Raw genomic sequence first — 23,339 nt, 5'->3', positions numbered from 1 at the left:
GCCCAGATGGGGTTGCCTAAGTGAGGTCGCCAGAGCGATGAGCACCACCACCGAGGCCGCGTCGCAGTCCCTGTCGCGCGCCATGGCCGAGGCTGCGGCCGAGATCGATCAGGCCCTCGCCGTGCTGCTGCCGCCCGAGGAGGGCGCCGAGGCGCCGCTCTACGCGGCGATGCGCTACGCCGCGATCGGCGGCGGCAAGCGGCTGCGCGGCTTCCTCGTGCTCGAGGGCGCGCGGCAATTCGCCGTCTCCCGCCAGGCGGCGCTCCGGGTCGCGGCGGCGATCGAGATGGTGCACGCCTATTCCCTGGTGCATGACGACCTGCCAGCGATGGACGACGACGATCTCCGCCGCGGCAAGCCCACCGTGCACATTGCCTTCGACGAGGCCACCGCCATCCTCGCCGGCGACGCGCTGCAGAGCCACGCCTTCACCGTGCTCGCCGAGGAGGACACGCATCCCGATCCGGCGGTGCGGGCCGAGCTGGTGCGCTGCCTCTCCCGGGCCGCCGGCCCGCGCGGCATGTGCGGCGGCCAGATGCTCGACATGCTGGCCGAGCGCGCCGGCGCGCCGCTCGACGAGGTGGCGATCGGCCGGCTGCAGACGCTGAAGACCGGCAAGCTGATCGAATTCGCCGCCGAGGCCGGCGCCATCCTTGGCAAGGCGCCGCTGGCCCAGCGGCATGCCCTGCTCGCCTATGGCCGCGACCTCGGCGCTGCCTTCCAGATCGCCGACGACCTGCTCGACGCCACCGTGAGCGCCGAGGAGGCCGGCAAGGCCACCGGCAAGGATGCCGAGGCGGGCAAGGCGACGCTGGTGGGGCTGCTCGGCCTCGACCGGGCCCGGCTGCAGGCGGAGCGGCTGGTGGCCCAGGCGAAGGGCCACCTTGACGGTTTTGGACGGAGGGGCGACCTCTTGCGCATGCTCGCAGACTTCACCATCGAGCGGAGGAGCTGATGTCGGCACCGCCCTCCACGCCCCTGCTCGACCGGGTCCGAATTCCCGCCGATATGCGCAATTTCTCGACCGAGCAGCTCAAGGGGCTGGCGGACGAGCTGCGCGCGGAGACGATCCACGCCGTCAGCCAGACCGGCGGCCATCTCGGCGCCTCGCTCGGCGTGGTCGAGCTCACCGTCGCGCTGCACGCGGTGTTCGAGACGCCGCGCGACCGGCTGATCTGGGATGTCGGCCACCAAGCCTATCCGCACAAGATCCTGACCGGCCGGCGCGACCGCATCCGCACGCTGCGCCAGGGCGGCGGCCTCTCCGGCTTCACCCGCCGCAGCGAGAGCGAGTACGACCCCTTCGGCGCGGCGCATTCCAGCACCTCCATCTCGGCCGGCCTCGGCATGGCCGTGGCGCGCGACCTGAAGGGCGATGCCCGCAACGTCATCGCGGTGATCGGCGACGGCGCGATGAGCGCCGGCATGGCCTATGAGGCGATGAACAACGCCGGCGCCGAGAAGTCGCGCCTCATCGTCGTCCTGAACGACAACGACATGTCGATCGCCCCGCCGGTCGGGGCGATGAGCGCCTATCTGTCGAAGGTCGTCTCCTCGCGGCCCTTCCTCTCGATCCGCGACATGATGGCCAAGCTGGCGCGGCGCTTCCCGGCGCCGGTCGAGCGCGTCGCCAAGCGGGCGGACGAGTATGCCCGCGGGCTGCTCACCGGCGGCACCCTGTTCGAGGAGCTGGGCTTCTACTATGTCGGCCCGATCGACGGGCACGACCTCGACCACCTCATGCCGGTGCTGCGCAACCTGCGCGACCAGGAGATGCAGGAGCCGATCCTGCTGCATGTGGTGACGAAGAAGGGCAAGGGCTACGCCCCGGCCGAGGCCAGCGCCGACAAGTACCACGGCGTGCAGAAGTTCAACGTCATCACCGGCGAGCAGCAGAAGGCGCCGCCCGGCCCGCCCTCCTACACCAAGGTCTTCGCCAACGCGCTGATCGCCGAGGCGGAGGCGGATCCGCGCATCGTCGCGGTCAACGCCGCCATGCCGTCCGGCACCGGGCTCGATGCCTTCGGCAAGCGTTTCCCCAAGCGCAGCTTCGATGTCGGCATCGCCGAGCAGCACGCCGTCACCTTCGCCGCCGGCATGGCGACCGAGGGGATGAAGCCCTTCTGCGCCATCTACTCCACCTTCCTGCAGCGCGCCTACGACCAGGTGGTGCACGACGTGGTGCTGCAGGGCCTGCCGGTGCGCTTCGCCATGGACCGCGCCGGGCTGGTCGGGGCCGATGGCGCGACCCATGCCGGCAGCTTCGACATCGCCTATCTCGGCTGCCTGCCCGGCATCGTGCTGATGGCGCCGAGCGACGAGGTGGAGCTGATGCACATGGTGGCGACCGCCGCCGCCATCGACGACCGCCCGAGCGCCTTCCGCTATCCGCGCGGCGAGGGGCTCGGCGTCGAGCTGCCGGCGCGCGGCACGCCGCTCGAGATCGGCAAGGGCCGCATCATCCGCGAGGGCAGCTCCGTCGCCATCCTCTCCTACGGCACGCGGCTGGCCGAATGCCTGCGGGCGGCCGAGGAGCTGGGCGCGCGCGGCCTCTCCACCACCGTCGCCGATGCCCGCTTCGCCAAGCCGCTCGACACGGCGCTGGTCGAGCGCCTGGCGCGCGAGCACGAGGTGCTGATCACCATCGAGGAGGGCTCGGTTGGCGGCTTCGGCAGCTTCGTGCTGCAGCACCTGGCGCTGCGCGGGATGCTGGATGCCGGGCTGAAGGTGCGGCCGATGTGCCTGCCGGACCGCTTCATCGACCACGACAACCCGCGGAAGCAGTATGACGAGGCGGGGCTGAACGCGGCCCAGATCGTCGCCATGGCGGTCTCGGCGCTGGGCAGCGGCGCGGCGGCACGGCCCGCCCGGGCCTGACACCGGCGGCGGCGGGACGGCCGGGGCCCGCCGCGGCCCGCCGCGGAAGGACGGGGGTGCAGACCATCGCCAAGGAGCGTGCCGACCAGGCGCTGGTGGATCGCGGGCTGGCGGAGAGCCGGACCCGGGCCCAGGCCCTGATCCTCGCCGGCAAGGTCTATTCCGGCGAGCGGCGGATCGAGAAATCCGGCCAGATGCTGCCGCCCGGCACCGCGCTCGAGGTGCGAGGCCAGGACCATCCCTGGGTGTCCCGCGGCGGGGTGAAGCTCGCGCATGCGCTCGGGCATTTCGGCCTCTCGCCGGAGGGGCGCGTCGGCCTCGACATCGGCGCCTCGACCGGCGGCTTCACCGACGTGCTGCTGCAGCACGGGGCGGCGCGGGTCTATGCCGTCGATGTCGGGCATGGCCAGCTCGCCTGGCGGCTGCGCAACGACCCGCGGGTGGTGGTGCTGGAGCGGGTGAATGCCCGCTACCTGGAGCCGGCCCAGGTGCCGGAGGCGCCGGGCCTGCTGGTCTGCGACGCCAGCTTCATCGGCCTCGCCACCGTGCTGCCGCGGCCGCTCTCCTTCTGCGCCGCCGGCGCCTGGGCCGTCGCGCTGATCAAGCCGCAATTCGAGGTCGGGCCGGCGGTCGCCAAGGGCGGGGTGGTGCGGGATGCGGCGGTGCACCGCGCCGTCTGCACCCGGATCGCCGAATGGTGGGGCGGGCTGCCGGGCTGGCGGGTGGCCGGCATCGAGCCGAGCCCGATCCTCGGGCCGGAGGGCAACCGGGAATTCCTCATCGCCGCCCGCCGGGAGGGATGAAGGCCGCGGCCCTGGCCGGCCATGACGCCGCGCGCCGCCGCCGCTATACCCGGCGCATGGACGATATCGCCCCCCAGGAGGTCCGGTATCCGGACCTGAAGCCCGGCCATGCCGTGCCGCCCGACCTCAAGGCCGAGGGCTGGAAGCCGGTGCCCGCCAAGGACTACCCGGCCATGATCGGCCCCTTCCTCGCCCGCCGCGCCGGCGAGGGGTGGGAATACGCCTTCCTGCCGGAGCAGCGGCACCTCAATATCGGCGGGGTGGTGCATGGCGGCATGCTGATGAGCTTCCTCGACGACGTGCTCGGCATGACGGTCTGGGAGGCGGCGGGCCGGCGCCCCGTCACCACGGTGCAGCTCAACACCCATTTCATCGTCCCGGGCCGGCTCGGCGAGCTGGTGACCGGCCGCGGCGAGGTGCTGCGCGCGACGAAGAGCGTGGTCTTCGTCCGCGGCCTGCTCAGCTCGGGCGGCCGGACCCTGGTCCATGGCGACGGGGTGTGGAAGATTCTCGGCAGCGCCTGAACCGGCCGGCCCGAAGACCGACGACAAGGGAGAAACCAGCATGCGCACAGCCGTCATCGTCTCCACCGCGCGGACGCCGATTGGCCGCGCCTATCGCGGCGCCTTCAACGACACGCCCGCCCCGACGCTCGGCGGCCATGCCATCGCCGCCGCAGTGCAGCGGGCGAAGCTCGATCCGGCCGAGGTCGAGGACGTCGTCATGGGGGCGGCGCTGCAGCAGGGCAGCCAGGGCTCGAATTTCGCCCGCGCCTGCGCGCTGCGCGCCGGTCTGCCGCAGAGCGTCCCCGGCATGTCGGTGGACCGGCAATGCTCCTCCGGCCTGATGGCGATCGCCACCGCGGCCAAGCAGGTGATCGTCGACGGCATGCAGGTGGCGGTCGGCGGCGGCCTCGAATCCATCTCGCTCGTGCAGAACGACAAGATGAACCGCCACCGCACGCGCGACCCCTGGCTCGAGCAGCACGTGCCGCAGCTCTACATGAGCATGCTGGAGACCGCCGAGGTGGTCGCCGACCGCTACGGCATCAGCCGCGAGGCGCAGGACGCCTATGCCCTGCAATCGCAGCAGCGCACCGCCGCGGCACAGGCGGCGGGCCGCTTCGAGCAGGAGATCGTGCCGCTGACCAGCACCATGCTGGTGCAGGACAAGGCGACGGGGGAGGTGAGCCGCAAGGAGGTCACCCTCGCCCGGGACGAGGGCAACCGCGCCGACACCACGCTCGAGGGCCTGGCCTCGCTGAAGCCGGTCTTCAAGGACGGGCAGCGGATCAAGGAGGGGCGCTTCATCACCGCCGGCAATGCCAGCCAGCTCTCGGACGGCGCCTCGGCCTGCGTGGTGATGGAGGAGGCCGAGGCCTCCCGCCGCGGCCTGCATCCGCTCGGGATCTATCGCGGCATGGCGGTGGCGGGCACCGACCCGGACGAGATGGGCATCGGCCCGGTCTTCGCCATCCCGAAGCTGCTCAAGCAGCATGGCCTCGCCATGGAGGATATCGGACTCTGGGAGCTGAACGAGGCCTTCGCCTGCCAGGTGCTCTATTGCCGCGACACGCTCGGCATCCCGAATGACCGGCTGAACGTCGATGGCGGCGCCATCGCCATCGGCCATCCCTATGGGATGAGCGGCGCCCGCATGACCGGCCACGCGCTGATCGAGGGCAAGCGTCGCGGCGTGCGGTACGTGGTGGTCACCATGTGCATCGGCGGCGGCCAGGGGGCGGCGGGCCTGTTCGAGGTGGCCTGATACGGGCTGATCCGACACGAAAAGGGCCGCCGATGCCTGGCATCGGCGGCCCCGAACCGTCCTCCGTGGCCGAGGTCAGGCCCCGGCGGCCCCACGCATATCCTGAGAGCTGATCTCGGCCAGCAGGGACCAGACCCGGTCCGGGTCCATGCGGATCTCCGGATCGTTCAGGAGCCTGTCGAGCTCGGCAAGCTTGGCCTCGAATTCACGCTCGGTCATGCAAGCTTGTCTCCCGTTTTGGTGGCGGCTGCGGCAGCTATCGACCAAGGCCGGTTCACGCGCCCAGGCATCTTGCTCTCCCGCAACTCCCCTGAGCGGCAGCGTCCAGCGAAGCTGTCTGGAAACGTAGCTGAAACTTGGCAGTTGCGCGGTGCAACAATTCGGCACGGCGATGTCAAAACTGTGACGGGTCGCCGCGCCGGGGCTGGCCGGCCCCGGCCGCCCGTCACATCGAGGACAGGATCGCCGGCGCCAGGCCGGGCTGCCGGGCGGCGGCATGGGCCGGGTTGCGGAAGCGCAGCTCCCCCTCCGCCACCGCATCCGGCGCCCCGAACATCTCGAAGCGGGAGGTGCAGGACACGGCCACCACCCGACGCGCCGCGGCGGTGGTGAGGAAGCGGCGCACCGCGCCCTCGAGCTCGAGATGCTCGCCCCGTAGGGCCTGCCAGTCGGTGCGGTCGAGGTCGTCGAGGAAGATGGCCAGGATGCCGGGATGCCGGCCGGTCAGCCGCTGCGCCGCCGCCTCCGTGGCGCGGCGGCTGACCGCGCCGGCGATCTCGTTCTCCCGCCCCGCCCGCGCCGCCATGGCGAAGACGCTGCCGCCATCCCGGCCGGTGGTGACGGCGAGATGCGCCTCGGGCCCGAAAAGGGCCCGCAACCGGGCCGGCAGGCCGCCCGGCATGTCCTGCAGCTGCGCGCCGGCGAGCATGAGCGGATCGAGCTTCAGCACCGCCTGCGCCCCGGCATCCTGCCGCCGCTCGGCGCTCAGCAGCCCCGAGATCCGCCGCTGCAGCTCGGCCAGCTGCTCGGCGCCGGAGATGCCCTCGGGCAGGGTCATCTTCAGCAGGTAGCGGCCGGGATGCGCCGCCAGCCAGGTCTGCAATTCCGGGTCGATGGCGTCGACCAAGGCCCACCAGTCGCCGCGATGCACCGGCCGGCCCTCCTCGGCCGAGACCGTCTCGCAGACCAGCTCGGCGGTGGCGCCGCCGCGCTCGGCCAGGATGTCGTAGGGCGCATCCGCCGCCAGCCCGTCGAAACGGAGCGTGAAGCCGCGCTGGCGCAGCAGCGCCGCGGTGCGCAGCAGGTGGAAGAGGGGGATCAGCGTCGCCGGGCCGGTCAGCCCGGCGAGGATCCGGTCCTGCAGCGTCCGCCGGCCGGCGGCGGGCAGGGTCTCGGCCAGCGTCACCGCTTCCTGCGCCAGGAGGCAGAGGCGTTGCTCGGTCGGCGTGGCCCGCGCCGCCGGCCGGCCCTCGGCGAGGCGCGACAGGATGAGTTCGAGGGCATGCCGCTGCTGCGCCGCCCGGCCCGAGCGGGAGCCGGGCTGCGCCCGCAGGCCGAGCTCCGCGACGCGCGCCGACCACTGGGCCTCGCCGCAGAGGGCGATGAAGGCATTGAGCGCGGGGAGCTCCGCTTGCGGATCAGCGAAGGGCATGGCCGTGTCTCACACTCCTCGGTGACCGAAGCTTCCCGGCCACCTCACGGAGCGTCAAGCGGGCGGCCTCGTTCCAGAGCCCCTACTATAGTACGGCGTTTTTTCGGCCCGGCATCCAGGCCGCGGCGCCCTAGGCTTTTGTTTTCAGAGCATCTTCACCCGATCAGGTGAGTCCACCTGATCGGGATCTGCCCTAGTTGCGCGGCAGCCGCGCCTCGCCCGGGGCGTCCGGGTTCTGCGCCCGGTGCCGCAGCAGGTGGTCGGCGAGGGTGATCGCCAGCATCGCCTCGCCCACCGGCACGGCGCGGATGCCGACGCAGGGATCGTGCCGCCCCTTGGTCAGCACCTCCACCTCCTGGCCGAAGCGGTCCACCGAGCGGCGCGGCGTCAGGATGGAGGAGGTGGGCTTCACCGCGAAACGGGCGACGATGGGCTGGCCGGTGGAGATGCCGCCGAGGATGCCGCCCGCATGGTTGTCGCCGAACAGCACGCGGCCATCCGCGCCCATGCGCATCTCGTCGGCATTGGCCTCGCCGGAGAGGGCGGCGGCGGCGAAGCCCTCGCCGATCTCGACGCCCTTGACCGCATTGATGCTCATCAGCGCCGCGGCGAGGTCGGCATCGAGCTTGCCGTAGACCGGGGCGCCGAGGCCGGGTGGGGCGCCCTCGGCCACCAGCTCGATCACCGCGCCGAGGGAGGAGCCGGATTTCCGCGCCTCGGTCAGCATCGCCTCCCAGCGCCGCGCCGCCGCGGGGTCGGGGCAGAAGAAGGGGTTCTCCTCGGCCGCCGCCCAGTCCCAGACGGCGCGGTCGATGCGGTCGGGGCCCATCTGCACCAGGGCGCCGCGGATCGTCACGCCCTCCAGCACCCGCCGGGCCACGGCGCCGGCGGCCACCCGCATGGCGGTCTCCCGCGCCGAGGAGCGGCCGCCGCCGCGATAGTCGCGGATACCGTATTTCAGCTCATAGGCCAGGTCGGCATGGCCGGGGCGGAAGCGGTCCTTGATCTCGCCGTAGTCGCGGCTGCGCTGGTCCTGGTTCTCGATCAGCAGGGCGATCGGGGTGCCGGTGGTCAGCCCCTCGAAGGTGCCGGAGAGGATGCGGACCTGGTCCGGCTCCTGCCGCTGGGTGACGAATTTCGACTGGCCGGGGCGGCGGCGGTCGAGGAAGGGCTGGATGTCCGCTTCCGTCAGGGCGAGGCGCGGCGGGCAGCCATCGACGACGCAGCCGATGGCCGGGCCATGGCTCTCGCCCCAGGTGGTGACGCGGAAGAGATGGCCGAAGCTGTTGTGGGACATGGGGCGCCGCGGCCTGGAAGGGGGAATGCGGGGGCGGGGCGGTTCAGACGGTGCTGATGTCCGGCGCGTCCACCGCCTTCATGCCCACGACATGGTAGCCGCAATCGACATGGTGGACCTCGCCGGTCACGCCGGCGCCGAGATCGCTCAACAGATAGAGCCCGGCGCCGCCCACCTCCTCGATGGTGACGTTGCGCTTGAGCGGGCTGTTGAACTGGTTCCACTTCAGGATGTAGCGGAAATCGCCGATGCCGCTCGCCGCCAGGGTGCGGATCGGCCCGGCCGAGATGGCGTTCACCCGGATGCCCTGGCCGCCGAGATCGACCGCGAGGTAGCGCACGCTGGCCTCCAGCGCCGCCTTGGCCACGCCCATCACGTTGTAGTGCGGCGTCACCCGCTCGGCGCCGAGATAGCTCATGGTCAGCAGCGCCCCGCCATTCCGCATCAGCGGCACCGCCCGCTGGCTGACCGAGACGAAGGAATAGGTGGAGATGTCGAGCGCCTGCAGGAAGACGTCGCGCGGCGTGTCGAGGTAGCGGCCGCGCAGATAGTCCTTGTTGGCGAAGCCGATGGCATGCACCAGGAAGTCGAGGTTGTCCCAGCGCTCGCCGATCGCGGCGAAGGCGGCATCGACGCTGGCGTCGTCGCTCACGTCGCAGGGCAGCACCAGGGAGGAGCCGATGCTCTCGGCCAGCGGCCGCACCCGCTTCTCCAGCGCCTCGCCCTGATAGGTGAAGGCCACCTCGCCACCCTGGGCCGCGACCGCCCGGGCGATGCCCCAGGCGGTGGACCGGTCGTTCGCCACCCCCATGACGAGCCCCCGCTTGCCGGCCATGAGCGTGCCGGTGGGTGCGGCGGCGAGGGGCGCTTCGGACATGCGGCGGCGGAATCCGGCTGGTTGCGAATGGGCAGGCGTGGTGGCACACCGCCGGACGCCGGGCAAGGGTTTCCGGCCGCACGCCTTGTGACCCGGGATTTCCGCCATGGACAGCACCGCCGAGGATCCCTTCGACCGTTTCGCGGCCTGGATGGCGGAGGCGACGAAAAGCGAGCCGAACGACCCGAACGCCGTCTGCCTGGCGACCTCGACGCCGGAAGGGCGGCCCTCGGCGCGGATGGTGCTGCTGAAGGGCGTCGATCCGCGCGGCTTCGTCTTCTACACCAACCTCGAGAGCCGCAAGGGCGGCGAGCTGCTGGCCAACCCCTTCGCCGCGCTCTGCTTCCACTGGAAGAGCCTGCAGCGCAGCGTCCGGGTCGAGGGGCCGGTCGAGCGCGTCTCGGATGCCGAGGCCGATGCCTACTACGCCTCCCGCGCCCGCGGCTCGCGCATCGGCGCCTGGGCCAGCCGGCAGTCCCGGCCGCTCGAGGGGCGCTGGGCGCTGGAGCGGGCGGTGGCGGAGCACACGCTGAAATTCGGCATCGGCGAGATCCCCCGGCCGGAATTCTGGTCCGGCTTCCGGGTGCTGCCGCAGCGCATCGAGTTCTGGCGCGACATGCCCTTCCGCCTGCACGACCGGCAGGTCTTCCATCGCGGGAGCGAGGGTGAGGGCTGGCGGGTCGAGGCGCTGTACCCGTGACGGTACGCCGGCCGCCCGCGGGCGCATGATCCCGCCGGCCCAGGCCGGCACGGCGGCGCTGCTCCGCCGCCTCACCGGCGCCGAGCCGATCGAGACGCATATCTCCGCCGTCTTCGTCGGCCGCGAGGCCGCCTGGAAGCTGAAGAAGGCGGTGGCGCTCGGCTTCCTCGACTTCTCGAAGCTGGCGGCGCGGGCGCATTTCCTCCGCCGCGAGCTGGAGATCAACCAGCCCTTCGCCCCCGCCCTGTATCGCGGCCTGGTGCCGGTGACGCGGGCGCCGGATGGCGGCCTCGCCCTCGACGGCGAGGGGGAGGTGGTGGAGTGGGTGCTGCGCATGGCGCCCGTCCCCGCCGCGGATTTCCTCGATGCGGTGGCGGCGCGCCAGGGGCTCGAGCCGGCGCGGCTCGATGCCGTCGCTGATGCGGTCTTCGCGCAGCACGCCGCCCTGCCGCCGGTCGCCGGCATCGACGCGCCGGACGCCCTGCGGCGGGTGCTGGCGGGCAACGGCACGGCGGCGCGCGCGGCCGGGCTGCCGGAGGCGCGCATCGCCGCCCTGCTGGCGGCGACCGAGGCCTGGATCGCCCGCCTCGCCCCGGTGCTGGCGGCGCGCGCCGCGGCCGGCCGGGTGCGGCGCTGCCATGGCGACCTGCATCTCGGCAATCTCTGCCTGCTGGACGGCCGGGTGACGCCCTTCGACGCGCTGGAATTCGACGAGGCGCTGGCGACCATCGACACCGGCTACGACCTCGCCTTCCTGCTGATGGATCTCGAGCACCGGCTCGGCCGCGCCGCCGCCAACCGGGTGCTGAACCGCTATGTCGCGCGCAGCGGCGATGCCGGGCTGGTCGCCGGCCTGCCGCTCTGGCTGTCGCTCCGCGCCCTGATCCGGGCGCATGTCCTGGCCCAGGCGAAGGGCGCAGCGGCGGGGCTGCCCTATCTCGACCGCGCCGAGGCGATGCTGGCGCCGCCGCCGCCGCGCCTGGTGGCGGTGGGCGGGCTGCAGGGCACCGGCAAGTCGCGCCTCGCCCGCGCCCTGGCGCCGTCGCTCGGCGCCGCGCCGGGGGCGCTGGTGCTGCGCAGCGACGAGATCCGCAAGCGCCGCGCCGGCCGCGCCCCGGAGGAGCGGCTGCCGGCCGCGGCCTATGCGCCGGAGGCGAGCGCCGCGGTCTTCGCCGAGCTGGCGGCCGTGGCCGGCGAGGCGCTCGGCGGCGGCCATGCCGTCATCGCCGACGCCGCCTTCCTGCGGGAGGAGGAGCGGGCGGCGATCGAGGCGGCGCGCGGCGCGGCGCCCTTCGCCGGGCTCTGGCTGGAGGCGCCGCTGCCGGTGCTGCGCGCCCGCATCGAGTCGCGTCGCGGCGATGCCTCGGATGCCGATGTCGCGGTGCTGGAGGCCGCGGCGGCGCGCGGGGTCGGGACGCTGCGCTGGCAACGGCTGGACGCGACGGCGGACCCGGTCCCGATGGCCCGCCGGTGCCTGGGCTTGAACGGCGATCGGCTCTAGCGGACAGTCACCTCCTGCGCCCCGTGGAGACGCGCCATGGCCTATCGACGCCTGCTTCTGCCGCTGACCGGCACCGCCGCCGGGGAGGCCGCCCTCGCCACCGCGCTGATGGTGGCGCGGATCTGGAACGCGCATGTCCATTGCCTGCATGTCCGGGTCGATGCCCGCGACGTCGCGCCGCTGGCCGGCGAGGGGCTCTCGGGCGCCATGATCGAGGAGATGATGGCCGCGACCGAGCGGGAGAGCGGCGAGCGCGCCAGCCGCGTCCGCTCCCTCTTCGAGCGCTTCGCCGACCGCTCCGGCGGCGTGGTGCTGGCCGACAGCGCCGAGAGCGCGCTGAAGGCCGACGGCCCGACCCTCTCCTTCGAGAGCATTGCCGGCCGCGAGGAGGATGTGGTGGCGCAGCAGTCGCGCCTCTACGACCTCGCCGTGGTGCCGCATCCGGAGGCGGGGGAGGATGTCTCCTCCTCCGACGCGCTGCATGCGGTGCTGTTCGATTCCGGCCGGCCGGTGCTGATCGCGCCGCGCGAGGCGCCGCCCACCATCGGCACCCGGGTCTGCTGCGCCTGGAACGGCTCGGCCGAGAGCGCGGCGGCCATCGCCGCCAGCCTGCCCTGGCTGCACCGGGCGAATGCCGTGCGGCTGCTCTATGCCGACGAGTACCAGCGCCGCGGCCCCACGGTGGACGGCATCCGCAGCTATCTGCGCTGGCACGAGATCGAGGCCGAGCCGGTGCTGTTCAAGCCGCAGACCAAGGATGTCGGCGCCGGGCTGCTCGGCGCGGCGCGGGATTTCCGCGCCGACCTGCTCTGCATGGGCGCCTACAGCCATTCGCGGCTGCGCCAGCTCATCCTCGGCGGCGTCACCCGGCATATCCTCGAGAACAGCGACATCCCCGTCCTGATGTGCCGGTAGCGCCCCACGGCGCCGCTGCGGGTCTTCGCAGGGACCCCGCGAGTCGCATCGGGTCGTCGGCGCGCCGCAGCCTGCCGAGGCGAAGCCTCGGCAGGGCAACGGGCGGCGGCAGGTTGCGGTCGCCGGCCTGGGACGGAGGCAAAGGGCAGGGGGCGAAGGGCAGGGGACGAGCATGCCGACCGAGCTGGTGCGGCCGGTGGCGGAGCATCTGCCGGCCTATCTCGAGGCGCTCGATCGCGGCTGGTCGCCCGACAATGTGCGGCCGGCAGAGACCGCGCGGGCGGAGCGCGCGGCCATCGCCCGCGACCCGGCCGGCTTCCTCGCCGGGCTCGACGATCCCGGGGCGCGCGGCGCACCCATCACCCTGCCCGATGGCAGCACCCGGCCGCGCCTGCCGGGCTTCCGCCGCTGGATCTGGGATGCCGGCTTCTGCGGCTCGATCGGCCTGCGCTGGCAGCCCGGCACGCCGGCCCTGCCCGGCCATGTGCTCGGCCATATCGGCTATGCGGTGGTGCCCTGGCGGCGCGGCGAGGGCCAGGCGAGCCGGGCGCTCGGCCTGATGCTGCGCGCGGCGGCGCCGCTCGGCCTGCCCTGGGTCGAGCTGACCACCGACCCCGACAACCTCGCCTCCATCGCCGTCATCGCCCGCAATGGCGGCATTCTGGTCGGGCGCTTCGAGACGGATGCCGCCCGCGGGCAGGCATCGGGCCTGCGCTTCCGCATCGCCTTGCCGCCCCGCGATAGCGCCGGCCAATGATGGCGATCAGGCTCACGGCATGGCGAGCGGTTCGGCGCCGGGCCATCTAGGGGCCAACGGACGACAAGACGTCCGGTGAGAGGCTCCCGATGATCGAAGTCCGACCCTTCAAGACCCTGGGCGGCGCCGACCATGGCTGGCTGAAGGCGCGGCACCACTTCTCCTTCGCCGGCTACCACGATCCCGCGCGGATGAACTGGGGCCGGCTGCGCGTCTGGAACGATGACGAGATCGCCGCCGGCACCGGCTTCGACCCGCATCCGCACCGCGACATGGAGATCGTCACCTATGTCCGCGACGGCGCCATCACCCATCGCGACAGCCTGGGCAACGAAGGCCGCACCGAGGCGGGCGACGTGCAGATCATGTCGGCCGGCACCGGCGTGGTGCACAGCGAGTACAACCTGGAGCCGGAGACCACCCGGATCTTCCAGATCTGGATCATCCCCGACCGCCGCGGCGCCAAGCCTCATTGGGGCGCCAGGCAATTCCCGAAGGCGAGCCGCGAGGCCGGCTTCGAGGTGCTGGCGAGCGGCCGGCCGCAGGATGCCGAGAGCGGCGCCCTGCCGCTGAATGTCGACGGCGCCGTGCTGGCGGCGACGCTGAAGGCCGGGCAGACCCTGCGCCAGCCCCTCGCCGAGGGCCGCGCCGCCTACCTCGTGCCGGCCAAGGGCGCGGTGACGGTGAATGGCGTGGCGCTCGGCACCCGTGACGGCGCCGGCATCGTCGACGAGCCGGCGATCGAGATCACCGCCGGCGAGGATGCCGAGCTGGTGCTGGTCGAGGTGGCGAAGGCGTAATCGCCCCGCTTCCCGGGGAGACGGCCGGAGGGGGGGCAGGCGCGGGCCTGCCCCCTTTCGCTGCCGGCGCTTCGGCGCGAAGCTCTCGCCATACAGGCGGGAGGGACGGATGCCGAAGGTCCAGGCCGAGAGGCTGCGCGAGATCGGCCGCGCGCTGCTGATGGCGAATGGCGTGCCGAAGGACGAGGCGGCGACCGTCGCCCGCCATGTGGTGAACGCCAACCTCGCCGGGCATGACAGCCACGGCGTCATCATGCTGCCCAATTACATCGAGCGCGTGCGGGTCGGGCACATCGTCCCCGGCGCGCCCTTCGCCATCGTGCAGGAATCGCCGACGACGACGGTGGTCGACGGGAATTGGGGCTTCGGCTACGTCGTCAACGAGCGCGCCATGCAGCTCACCATCGAGAAGGCAGAGAAGGGCAACATCGCCGCCTGCACGGTGTTCCGCCAGGGCCATGTCGGGCGGCTGGCGAGCTATCCGCTGATGGCGGCGAAGGCGGGGATGATCGGCATGGCCTGGGCCGATAGCGGCCGCTCCCCCAAGGGCGTCGCGCCCTTCGGCGGGCGGGCGGCGCGGCTCGGCACCAATCCCTGGGCGATGGCCGTGCCCTCCGATCTCGATGGGCCCTTCTGCATGGATTTCGCCACCTCGGCGGTGGCCATGGGCAAGGTGAAGCTGGCCGAGGCGCGCGGCCAGGAGATCCCGCGCGGCTGGGTGGTGGACAGCGAGGGCGAGCTGACCACCGATCCGAAGAAGATCAATGGCGGCGCCCTGCTGCCGCTCGGCGGCGCGGGCGAGGGCTACAAGGGCACCGCGCTGGCGGCCATGGGCGAGGTGTTCTGCGGGCTGCTCACCGGCCTCGGCTTCGGCGTCGAGCCGAGCGGCCGGCACAATGACGGCTGCTTCCTCATCGCCATCAAGGTCGAGGCCTTCCGGCCGCTGCTGACCTTCCGCAAGGAGGTGGCGGAGTTCGCGCAGTACCTGAAGGACACGCCGCCGGCCAAGGGCAGCCAGGGCGTGCTCTATCCCGGCGAGGTCGAGCATCAGGCGGAGCGGCAGCGCGCCGCCGAGGGCGTCGAGATCGAACCGGCGACCTGGGCGAAGCTACGCGGCCTCGCCGAGGAGGCGGGACTCACGGCGTCGCTGGGTTTTGCCTGACCCCGCGGATCAACTGGTGGACGAAGCCGAGCTTCTCCATGGCCGGCGGCGACAGGACGAAGGGGTAAAGATCGGGCGCGCCCATGCAGCGGTTCAGGCTGTTCGCGGCGAAGGTCAGCGGCAGCCAGGCCTCCAGCAGCGGCTCGACCCGCTCCTGCGCATAGGGGTCGAAATCGATCTTGGCGTCGAGGTCGTCGGTCTTCGCCACCTTGGGCGCGACCTGCAGGCCGAAGGCGCTGGCCATCTCCAGCGTGTCGACGATGTGCAGGTAATGCGCCCAGGTCTCGGCGAAATCCTCCCAAGGGTGGGTCGTCGCATAGGCGCTAACATAGGCCTCCTGCCAGTTGGCTGGCGGCCCCTCGTTGTAGTGGCGCTGCAAGGCCGCGCCGTAATCCTGGCTGTCGTCGCCGAAGACGGCGCGGCATTCCTCCAGCCTGCCGCCGTCGCGCACCAGCAGGTCCCAGTAATGGTGCCCGCTCTCGTGCCGGTAATGGCCGAGCAGGGTGCGGTAGGGCTCGCCCATGGCGGCGCGGCGCTTCTCCCGCTCGGCATCGTCGGCCTCGACCAGCGCCATGGTGATCAGCCCCTCGTCATGCCCGGTCATGACGCGGGAGGTGCCACCCTCGGGCGGGTCGGCGAGGACGTCGAAGGCGAGCCCATGCTGCGGATCGGCCAGCCGGTCCTGCAGCGGCAGGCCGAGGCGGAGCAGGGAATAGACCAGCCGGCGCTCCGCATCCTGGATCTTGCGCCAGGGCGGCAGGTTCTCGGGCAAGGTGAGGTCGGGCACCGTCCGGTTGTGCCGGCAGGCCGCGCAGAAGGCATCGGCGGTGCCCGCCGGCACCAGCCAGTTGCAGGCGTCGTACTGGGCATTGGTGCAGAAGAGCCGCTGCTGGTCCTTGGCCGCCAGCGGCGTCCAGGCCGGGTCGCCGGCCGGCTCCAGGGCCGAGAGGCGCGTCACCTCCGGCAGGAAGCCGAGACGGAAGCCGCAGCGCTCGCATTTGGTGTTCTCGAAATAGAGCACCTGGTCACAGTTCTGGCAGCGGAACAGTCGCATGCACGGCCTCCATGGCGGCCGGCGGCGGCCGCGATGCCTCGCAGGACGCATGGCGGGGCGACGGGTTTCGCACCTGCGGAAAAGCCCGGCGGGCTCATGCCGAGCGCAGGACGGTTTCACCGTCCTGGCCCTCAGCGCCGGGCGCAACCCTCCGGTTTGCCTGGGCCTTCGCGGCGTCGCGCCATTTGGCGCGCCTGACGGCGCGACCCGCGGCGCCCATTCGGGCGCCCGGCCCTGCGGGCCGCGGGTCGGAACCTCCTGCGTCGGGTATCATTCCCCGGCGGCGATCCGGCCTTCCCGCCCGGCGGCATTGGCCCCGCCCCGGAGCCAGCCGGCGATCGCCGCCGCCACGTCGCCGAGGCGGCGCTGGCGGCCGGTGTCGATGGCCACCGTCGCGGTGACGCCGGCGCGCAGCGGCGGCTCGCCGGGGAAGGGCTCGAGGCGGATCCGCACCGGCAGCCGCTGCACCACCTTCACCCAGTTCCCGGAGGCGTTCTGCGGCGGCAGGATGGCGAATTCGGCGCCGGTCGCCGGGCTGATGCTCTCGACCACGCCGGTCCAGCGCAGATCCGGGTAGAGGTCGAGCACCACCGCCACGGCCTGTCCCGTGGTGATGTGGGTGAGGGTGGTCTCCTTCAGGTTGGCCTCCACCCAGGGGCGCCGCTCCGAGACCAGGGCGAAGACCGGCGTCGCCGGCTTCAGCTGCTCGCCGCGCTGCAGCCGGAGATTGACGATGGTGCCGCCGATCGGGGCGTGGAGGGTGGTCCGCCGCAGGTCGAGCAGCGCCTGGTCGCGCTCGGCCATGCGCTCGCGCACCGTCGGATGCTCCTCGACCGGCAGGTCCGGATCGCCCTTCAGCGCCGTCAGCAGCCGGAGCAGCCGCTGCCGCACCACCTTGATGCGCTCATGCGCCACCTCGGCATCGCTCTGCGTCTCCTCGAGCTTGGTGGCCGGGGCGACGCCGCGGGCCGCCAGCGCCTGCTGCCGCCGCGCCTGGCGCAGGAGGTAGTCGGCGCGGTTCTGCAGCTCGCCGAGCTCGCTCTGCGTCTCGCGGTAGGTGGCGCGCGCGGTCTCGACCGCGGTGCGGGCGGCGTCGAGCTCGGCCTCGGCCTTCTCCAGCGCCAGGCGGTAGGGCTCGGGATCGAGCCGCAGCAGCACCGCGCCGGCCTGGACGCGATCATGGTTCTGCACCGCGACCTCGAGGATGCGGCCGCCGATCTCGGGCGCGATCTGCACGATGTCGGCCTTCACATAGGCATTCTCGGCGGTCACGTAGCGGCCGCCGCGCTGCCAGAGGACCGCGGCGGCGAGCAGGACCAGCAGCGGCACGCCGAGCAGCAGCAGGAGGCGTTGCAGGCGTCGCCGGGCCGCGGGGGTGCTCATGGGGCCGCGGCCGGCCGCTCGGCCGCCGGGGCCGCGGCCCGCCGCGCCCCGAGATCGAGGAGCTGCGCCTTCACCCGCTCCATCATCCCGGTCAGCGCCTCGCGCTCGCCCTCGTCGAGGCAGGCCATGGCGTCGTCGAGCAGCGCCTCGGCGATGCGGCCCATCTCCGCCTGCACCCGCTCCGCCGCCGCGGTGAGGTAGAGGCGGTTGACGCGCCGGTCGTCCGGGTCGGGCCGGCGCACCAGCCAGGCGCGGCGCTCCATCCGGTCGATCATCCGCCCGGCCGTCGCCCGCTCGACCTCCAGCATCTCGGCGAGCTCGGACTGGCTGATGCCGGGGTGCCGGTGCAGCTGGCTGAGCACCAGCCATTGCGAGCGGGTGAGGCCGATCCGGCGCACCCGCCGGTCGAAGCTCGCGCGCATCAGCCGCGCCACGTCGGCGATCAGGAAGCCGATCTGCCGGCGATCCTCCTGCTGGGGCAAGGAACGTCTCCCGGGGGCCGGGGCTGGCCCGGCATCGCGTGGTCGTGCGCGCCACGGATTGTTGCCCAACTCAACATCACCCGGCAGACTTTCGTCAAGGTTACAGGTTCGTCATGCCCTTCGACCCTTCCCGCCCCGCGCCCTCCCATGTCCGACCGGCCTGAGGCCGACGAACTGCCGGTGCTGCGCCGGGTGCTCATCCTGGCGGCGGTGGTGCTGGGCTCGACCCTCTACGCGACGACGCTGCTCGTCGCCTCGACCCTGCTGCCGCAGATGCAGGGAAGCATGGCGGCGACGCCGGACGAGATCGCCTGGACCACCACCTTCAACATCCTCGCCACCGCCATCGCCACGCCGACCAGCGGCTTCCTCGCCGCCCGCTTCGGCCGGCGGCGGGTGATGCTGACCGGGGTGCTGGGCTCGACGCTGGCGACCTGGCTCTGCGGCCAGGCGGAGAGCCTGGAGGCGCTGGTGCTCTGGCGCGTGCTGCAGGGCGGCATCGGCGCGCCGGTGGTGCCGCTCTCGAACGCCATCGTGCTCGACAGCTTCCCGCGGCGGCAGGCGGGGCTGGTCAGCTCCATCTTCGGCATGACGGTGGTGCTCGGCCCGGTGATCGGCCCGGTCTTCGGCGGCATGCTGGCCGAGAGCCACAACTGGCGCTGGGCCTTCTACATGATCATCCCGGCCGGGCTGCTGGCCGGGCTCGCGCAATGGCTGGTGCTGCCGCGCGACCGCCCCGCGGCGCGGGTGCCGATGGACTGGATCGGCTTCCTCGCCCTGGCCACGGCGATCGCCTGCCTGCAGCTCGTCTTCTCGCGCGGCCAGCGGCTCGACTGGTTCGAGAGCCGGGAGATCATCGTCGAGGCGGGCATCGCCGCGCTCGCCTTCTGGATCTTCCTGGCGCATTCGCTGACGACCGAGCGGCCCTTCCTCAACCTGCGCCTGCTGCTCGACCGCAATTACGCCATCGGCCTGGCGCTGGTGCTGATCTACGGGATGGTCAATTTCACCCCGATCGTGCTGCTGCCGACCCTGCTGCAATCCTATGCCGGCTATCCGGACAGCATCATCGGCCAGATCGTCGGCTATCGCGGCATCGGCGGCGTCATCGGCTTCGGCAGCACGCTGGTGATCGGCCGGCTCGATCCGCGGATCGGCATGAGCCTCGGCTTCGGGCTGCTGGTGGTCTCCGGCCTCTGGCTGATGAGCCTCGACCTCAATGTCGATGTCGACACGCTGCGGCTGAACGCCGTGCTGCAGGGCGTCGCCGTCGGCGTCATCTGGGTGCCGCTGACGGTGCTGACCTTCCGCACCCTCGACACCCGCTACACCGCCGAGGCGATGTCGGTCTTCCACCTGCTGCGCAACCTGGGATCGAGCCTGTTCATCTCGGCCAGCGTGACCGAGATCGTCCGCTCCACCACCGCCAATTACAGCCGGATGACGGAGCAGGTCTCGCCCGCCAACCGCGCGCTCGGCCTGCCCGACGCGATGGGCGGCTGGAGCCTCGAGACGCCGGAGGCGCTGGCGCGGCTGGCGCGCGAGGTCGAGCGGCAGGCGGCGATGATCGGCTATCTCAACGCCTTCGGCCTCTACATGGCGGTCTCGGCGCTGGCGATCCTGCTGGTGATGCTGGCGCGCGGGCCGGTGCGGGCGGCGCGATAGGGCGTGATCGCCTGATACGAACGGCAGGAATGGTCCATTCCTGCCGAGCGCCCGAACGGGCGCCGCGCGTCGCGCCGTCAGGCGCGCCTGACGGCGCGACGGCGCGGTGCCAAGGGTTGCGGAGCAAACCGCCCGGCGACGGAGGGGCCGTTGATGGGTCACCAGCAACGGCCGTTCGTAAGAGGGGGAAACGCGGAGACCGGCGACGCAAGGGCGTTCAGCCCTGGACGCCCGCCGCCGGCGCCGCCGCCTCCTCCACCGGCTCGAGATCGACGCCGATCGAGAGGCCGTGGTCGCCGCCGCCGAGCATGACGCCGCGCACCGGGCTGATATCGCCGTAGTCGCGGCCCCAGCCGAGCACGACATGCTCCTCCTGCACCACCACGCCGTTGGTCGGGTCGAGCTCCACCCAGCCATCGGCCGGGCCGAGCCAGGCGCCGACCCAGGCATGGCTCTGGTCGGCGCCGCGCCGGCGCGGCTGGCCCGGCGGCGGGCGGGTGCGGATATAGCCCGAGATGTAGCGCGCCGGCAGCCCGATGGCGCGCAGCCCGCTGATCATCAGATGGGTGAAGTCCTGGCAGACGCCCTCGCGGCGGCGCAGCACCTCGGCCACCCGGGTCGAGAGGTCGGTGACGCCGGCGCGGAAGCGGAAATCGGCGCGGATGCGCCCGTTCAGCTCCAGCAGCCCGGCGAGGATGGGGCGGCCGGGCGGGAAGCTCTCGGCGACATAGGTCCCGGCCGCGGCCACCGCCGGGCACATCGGGCTGTCGAAGCGGTATTCCGCCGCCTGCCAGGCGCCCGGCCCGCCGGCGCGGGCGCCCTCGCGCACCTGCTCCCAGGCCGGCGTCGCCTCCGGCGCGGGCGGCGCGGGGTAGCGCACCTCGACCTCGGCCTCCGCCGTCACCTCGAACAGGTCGTGCGGCGCGTCGATGAACAGCCAGGTCACGGCGTTGCCGAAATGGTCGAGCCCGTCGCGCCGCCGCGCCGCCGCGGGCAGGCTGGTGAGGCTGGCCGAGCGCAGCCGCTGATAGGGCAGGGCGCGCGGCGTCAGGTGCAGCATATGCGCCGCGAGATCCACCGTGCTGCCATAGGCGTAGCGGGTGGTATGGCGGACCCGGTAGATCACGCCGCGCCACGCATCCGGATGGCCGGGGCGGGGCCGAGGCTGTGCGGGGCCGGCAGCAGCGCGAACCAGCGCCGCGCGATGCGGTTGGAGAGCCCGGCGACGTCCCTCTCCATCGCCGCGAGGCGCGGCCGCAGCCGCAGCGCCGCCTCCGCCTGCGACGGCGCCTCCGCCACCTCCCGCACCATCGCCCGGGTCTCCTCCAGCAGGGATTGCGCCAGCCGCGCGAGCGGCCCGGCCGCCTCGCCCTCGAGATCGGCCAGCATGTCCCGCGCCGCCGCGAGCTGGAAGGCGAGGCCGCGCGGGTTGCCCTCGTCGGCCAGCACCAGGTCGAGCACCGGCGCCGGCTGCAGCACGGTGAGGTAGCGGCTGCGATAGGTGATGACGGAATCCCGCAGCTCGAGGGCGAGGCGCAGCCCCGGCTCCAGCCGCGCCGGCTGCGCCGCGGCGCCGGGCTGGTCGAGCACCCGATCGAGCTCGGCGGCGATCGCCTGCGCCCGCTCCACCCGCCGGCCGAGATCGAGGAAGAGGCGGCCGCCGCCGCGCACCATGTTCTCGGCGGCGAGCCCGCCGAGGGTGGCGCCGAAGGCGAGCACCGCGGCGCTGGCATGGCCGAGCGCATCGAGGTTGCGCGCCTCCTCCCGGCCGGTGGGGACGGCGCGGAATTCCTCGGCGAGCTGGCGCAGGCCGCGGTTGAGCGCGAGATGCATCTCCTCCGTCAGCCGGTCGCGCAGCAGCTCGGCGAGGCGCCCGACCTGGCTCAGCAGCCCCGGCAGCCGGCCGCGCTCGCGCACCGCCCGCAGCAGCGCCCGGGTGACCGGCACGGTGCCGATCTCCCGCGCCGTCTCCCAGCCCAGCAGCTCGGCGCGGACCAGGCAGGCGGCGAGGCTCCGCAGCTCGGCCAGCTCGCGCGGGTTCGGGTTGCTGGTGGCGAGGCGCGCCGCGCTCGCCCGCAGCAGCCGCGCCGCGGTCTCCAGCCGCTCCAGGTAGCGGCCGAGCCAGAAGAAATTATCGGCCACCCGGCTCGGGATGTCGCCGGTGCCGCGGCGGATCGGCAGGGCGCGGATGCTGGCCTGGGGCGGCCCCTGCATCTCCGCCGGCTCCTCCAGCGGCACCCAGACATCCTTGCTGAAGCGCATGCCCGGGCGGGCGCCGGTGCCGGGGTCGGGCGCGGCCAGGGCCCGGGCGAGGCCGCCCTGCAGCGCCTGCCAGCGCTGGCCGTCATGCACCAGGAAGAGCCGCAGGATGATCGGCCGCGGCTCCAGCCCCTCCGGCCCGGCGCAGGGGGCGACCGAGGCCGGCAACCGCTCGGAGACGACGTATTCCTCGGGCGTGGCGCGGATGCGCCGGGCGAGATCGGCGCGTCCCGCCTCGGGCAGCGCCCCGGCGGTGACCGAGTGCACCGTGCCGTCCACGGCACGGCGGACCAGCCAGCGCTCCAGGGAGCCGAGGACCTGCTCCCGCACCCCGGGGTCGCCCAGCCAGAGGGTGCGGGCATCGGCCAGGCGCAGCGGCTCGCCGAGCAGCCGGGGCGCGAGGCCGGCGAGGAAGGCGGCGAGCGCCGGCGCCTCGGCGAAGCCGGCGCCGGGGTCGTTGACGATGCGGACGGAGCCCGACCGGGCCGCGTCCAGCAGGCCGGCGACGCCGTGCGAGGGGCTCTGGTCGCCCTCCAGCGGGTCCATCTGCCGCCCGTCCAGCCGGCGCAGCAGCACGTCGACCGGCTGCAGCCCGCCCAGGGTCTTCAGGAAGAGGGAGCCGTCGCGCACCGTCAGGTCGCCGCCCTCGACCAGGGCGCAGGAGAGGCGGCGGGAGAGGATGACGTGCTCGTACCAGTGCGGGCTGGCATGGCCGCCGGTGAGCATGGCGACGCCCGGGTTGCGGCCGGCGGCGCCGGGCGGCGCCAGGCGCTGCAGCGCATCCTGCCAGATATCGAAGAAGGGGCCGTGCCGCCGCACCTGCCGCGCCCGGATCAGCTCCGGCAGGGTGCGCGAGAGGGCCCGGCGGTTCTCCAGCACATGGGCGAGGCCGGTCGGGCCGGCGGTGCGGTCGGCGAGCACCCGCCAGCCGCCATCCGGGGCGCGCAGCAGGTCGGCGGCGTAGAGATGCAGCAGCGGGCCCTGCCGCGTCCCGGCGGGGGCGCGGCAGGAGCGCAGGAAGGCCGGGTTGGCATAGACCAGGGCCGGCGGCAGCACCCCCTCGGCGAGGAGCCGCTGCGGCCCATAGACATCCTGCAGCACCGCCTCGAGCAGGCTGGCCCGCTGGGCGAGGCCCTTGGCCAGGGCGTCGAACTCGCCCGGGGGCAGCATGAGCGGCACCGGGTCGCAGCGCCAGTCCGGCCTGTCGGGCGGACCGGGGAGGAGGCTCGTCGCCCCCTCCTCGAGGAAATGCCGGTCGAGCAGCGCCGCGCGCGTGGCTAGCTCGCCGCGGCCGAGCGTCGAGAGGGCGCCGAGCAGCCCGCTCCAGTGGGGGCGGATGCCGCCGGCGCCATCCACCATCTCATCGAGCGGAGCAGGATCTGACATGCA

At 73.1% G+C, this 23,339-nt stretch carries 21 protein-coding genes; 12 read left to right on the top strand and 9 right to left on the bottom strand.

Translation table 11 applies throughout. From position 1 onward, the window contains the following. The first annotated feature begins 37 nt into the window (after positions 1–37). The 5 genes from DOO78_RS09650 to DOO78_RS09630 all read left to right on the top strand — a co-directional run bounded on the left by DOO78_RS09650 (position 38) and on the right by DOO78_RS09630 (position 5,447). A complete protein-coding gene (locus DOO78_RS09650) occupies positions 38–955 on the top strand; it encodes a polyprenyl synthetase family protein (protein WP_111469540.1) in 918 nt (305 codons plus the stop codon). Next, positions 955–2,877, top strand: coding sequence for a 1-deoxy-D-xylulose-5-phosphate synthase (gene dxs, locus DOO78_RS09645; RefSeq protein ID WP_111469539.1), 1,923 nt, complete (start codon positions 955–957; stop codon positions 2,875–2,877). Before DOO78_RS09650 ends, dxs begins: the two co-directional genes overlap by 1 nt. Before the next feature lie 65 nt (positions 2,878–2,942). Further along, positions 2,943–3,680, top strand: a complete 738-nt coding sequence (locus DOO78_RS09640; protein ID WP_111469655.1) for a TlyA family RNA methyltransferase — start codon at positions 2,943–2,945, stop codon at positions 3,678–3,680. A 56-nt stretch (positions 3,681–3,736) separates the two neighbouring features. After that, positions 3,737–4,204 carry a PaaI family thioesterase gene (locus DOO78_RS09635; RefSeq protein ID WP_111469654.1) on the top strand — a complete coding sequence of 156 codons (468 nt, stop codon included), beginning with the start codon at positions 3,737–3,739 and terminating at the stop codon, positions 4,202–4,204. 40 nt (positions 4,205–4,244) lie between these two features. Next, positions 4,245–5,447, top strand: a complete 1,203-nt coding sequence (locus DOO78_RS09630) for an acetyl-CoA C-acyltransferase (protein ID WP_111469538.1) — start codon at positions 4,245–4,247, stop codon at positions 5,445–5,447. Between the two features lie 75 nt (positions 5,448–5,522). On the opposite strand, the gene DOO78_RS09625 is transcribed toward DOO78_RS09630, so the two are convergent. The 4 genes from DOO78_RS09625 to fabI all read right to left on the bottom strand — a co-directional run bounded on the left by DOO78_RS09625 (position 5,523) and on the right by fabI (position 9,272). After that, a complete protein-coding gene (locus DOO78_RS09625; RefSeq protein ID WP_111469537.1) occupies positions 5,523–5,666 on the bottom strand; it encodes a peptide chain release factor 1 in 144 nt (47 codons plus the stop codon). 226 nt (positions 5,667–5,892) lie between these two features. Next, entirely contained in the window at positions 5,893–7,098 is a 1,206-nt protein-coding gene (locus tag DOO78_RS09620; RefSeq protein ID WP_111469536.1) for a hypothetical protein, read from the bottom strand. 193 nt (positions 7,099–7,291) lie between these two features. Then, positions 7,292–8,395, bottom strand: a complete 1,104-nt coding sequence (gene aroC, locus DOO78_RS09615; protein WP_111469535.1) for a chorismate synthase — start codon at positions 8,393–8,395, stop codon at positions 7,292–7,294. Between the two features lie 43 nt (positions 8,396–8,438). Then, a complete protein-coding gene (gene fabI / locus DOO78_RS09610; RefSeq protein ID WP_111469534.1) occupies positions 8,439–9,272 on the bottom strand; it encodes an enoyl-ACP reductase FabI in 834 nt (277 codons plus the stop codon). Between the two features lie 106 nt (positions 9,273–9,378). Here fabI and pdxH point away from each other — a divergent pair, with 106 nt between their 5' ends. The 6 genes from pdxH (at position 9,379) to DOO78_RS09580 (ending at position 15,107) form a co-directional block, all read left to right on the top strand. Beyond that, positions 9,379–9,972, top strand: coding sequence for a pyridoxamine 5'-phosphate oxidase (gene pdxH / locus DOO78_RS09605; protein ID WP_111469533.1), 594 nt, complete (start codon positions 9,379–9,381; stop codon positions 9,970–9,972). 25 nt (positions 9,973–9,997) lie between these two features. Continuing rightward, positions 9,998–11,473 carry a bifunctional aminoglycoside phosphotransferase/ATP-binding protein gene (locus DOO78_RS09600; protein WP_111469532.1) on the top strand — a complete coding sequence of 492 codons (1,476 nt, stop codon included), beginning with the start codon at positions 9,998–10,000 and terminating at the stop codon, positions 11,471–11,473. Between the two features lie 36 nt (positions 11,474–11,509). After that, a complete protein-coding gene (locus DOO78_RS09595) occupies positions 11,510–12,388 on the top strand; it encodes a universal stress protein (RefSeq protein ID WP_111469531.1) in 879 nt (292 codons plus the stop codon). Between the two features lie 172 nt (positions 12,389–12,560). Beyond that, on the top strand, positions 12,561–13,145 hold the full coding sequence (locus DOO78_RS09590) for a GNAT family N-acetyltransferase (protein WP_111469530.1): 585 nt from the start codon (positions 12,561–12,563) through the stop codon (positions 13,143–13,145). 89 nt (positions 13,146–13,234) lie between these two features. Next, positions 13,235–13,945, top strand: coding sequence for a pirin family protein (locus DOO78_RS09585; protein ID WP_111469529.1), 711 nt, complete (start codon positions 13,235–13,237; stop codon positions 13,943–13,945). A 109-nt stretch (positions 13,946–14,054) separates the two neighbouring features. After that, a complete protein-coding gene (locus DOO78_RS09580; RefSeq protein ID WP_111469528.1) occupies positions 14,055–15,107 on the top strand; it encodes an Ldh family oxidoreductase in 1,053 nt (350 codons plus the stop codon). On the opposite strand, the gene DOO78_RS09575 is transcribed toward DOO78_RS09580, so the two are convergent. The 3 genes from DOO78_RS09575 to DOO78_RS09565 form a co-directional block, all read right to left on the bottom strand. Further along, positions 15,082–16,161 (bottom strand): zinc-binding metallopeptidase family protein, encoded by a 1,080-nt coding sequence (locus DOO78_RS09575; protein WP_111469527.1) that lies wholly within the window; start codon positions 16,159–16,161, stop codon positions 15,082–15,084. The genes DOO78_RS09580 and DOO78_RS09575 overlap by 26 nt on opposite strands. 270 nt (positions 16,162–16,431) lie before the next feature. Continuing rightward, positions 16,432–17,544, bottom strand: coding sequence for an HlyD family secretion protein (locus DOO78_RS09570; protein ID WP_111469526.1), 1,113 nt, complete (start codon positions 17,542–17,544; stop codon positions 16,432–16,434). Beyond that, entirely contained in the window at positions 17,541–18,026 is a 486-nt protein-coding gene (locus DOO78_RS09565) for a MarR family winged helix-turn-helix transcriptional regulator (RefSeq protein ID WP_207802849.1), read from the bottom strand. The genes DOO78_RS09570 and DOO78_RS09565 overlap by 4 nt, the downstream gene beginning before the upstream one ends. 147 nt (positions 18,027–18,173) lie before the next feature. Between DOO78_RS09565 and DOO78_RS09560 the strand changes: the two genes are divergently transcribed. Next, on the top strand, positions 18,174–19,691 hold the full coding sequence (locus tag DOO78_RS09560) for a DHA2 family efflux MFS transporter permease subunit (RefSeq protein ID WP_111469525.1): 1,518 nt from the start codon (positions 18,174–18,176) through the stop codon (positions 19,689–19,691). Positions 19,692–19,908: 217 nt separating this feature from the next. Here DOO78_RS09560 and DOO78_RS09555 read toward each other — a convergent pair whose 3' ends face one another. After that, positions 19,909–20,817: a transglutaminase family protein gene (locus tag DOO78_RS09555; RefSeq protein WP_111469524.1), complete on the bottom strand. Its 909-nt coding sequence runs from the start codon at positions 20,815–20,817 to the stop codon at positions 19,909–19,911. Beyond that, positions 20,814–23,336 carry a circularly permuted type 2 ATP-grasp protein gene (locus DOO78_RS09550; protein WP_111469523.1) on the bottom strand — a complete coding sequence of 841 codons (2,523 nt, stop codon included), beginning with the start codon at positions 23,334–23,336 and terminating at the stop codon, positions 20,814–20,816. The genes DOO78_RS09555 and DOO78_RS09550 overlap by 4 nt, the downstream gene beginning before the upstream one ends. Positions 23,337–23,339: the final 3 nt, after the last annotated feature.

This window comes from Roseicella frigidaeris, from assembly GCF_003258945.1.
Lineage (GTDB): Bacteria > Pseudomonadota > Alphaproteobacteria > Acetobacterales > Acetobacteraceae > Paracraurococcus > Paracraurococcus frigidaeris.
The sequence above is the reverse complement of the archived record's forward strand: the minus strand, read 5'-3'. Positions and strand labels throughout refer to the sequence as shown.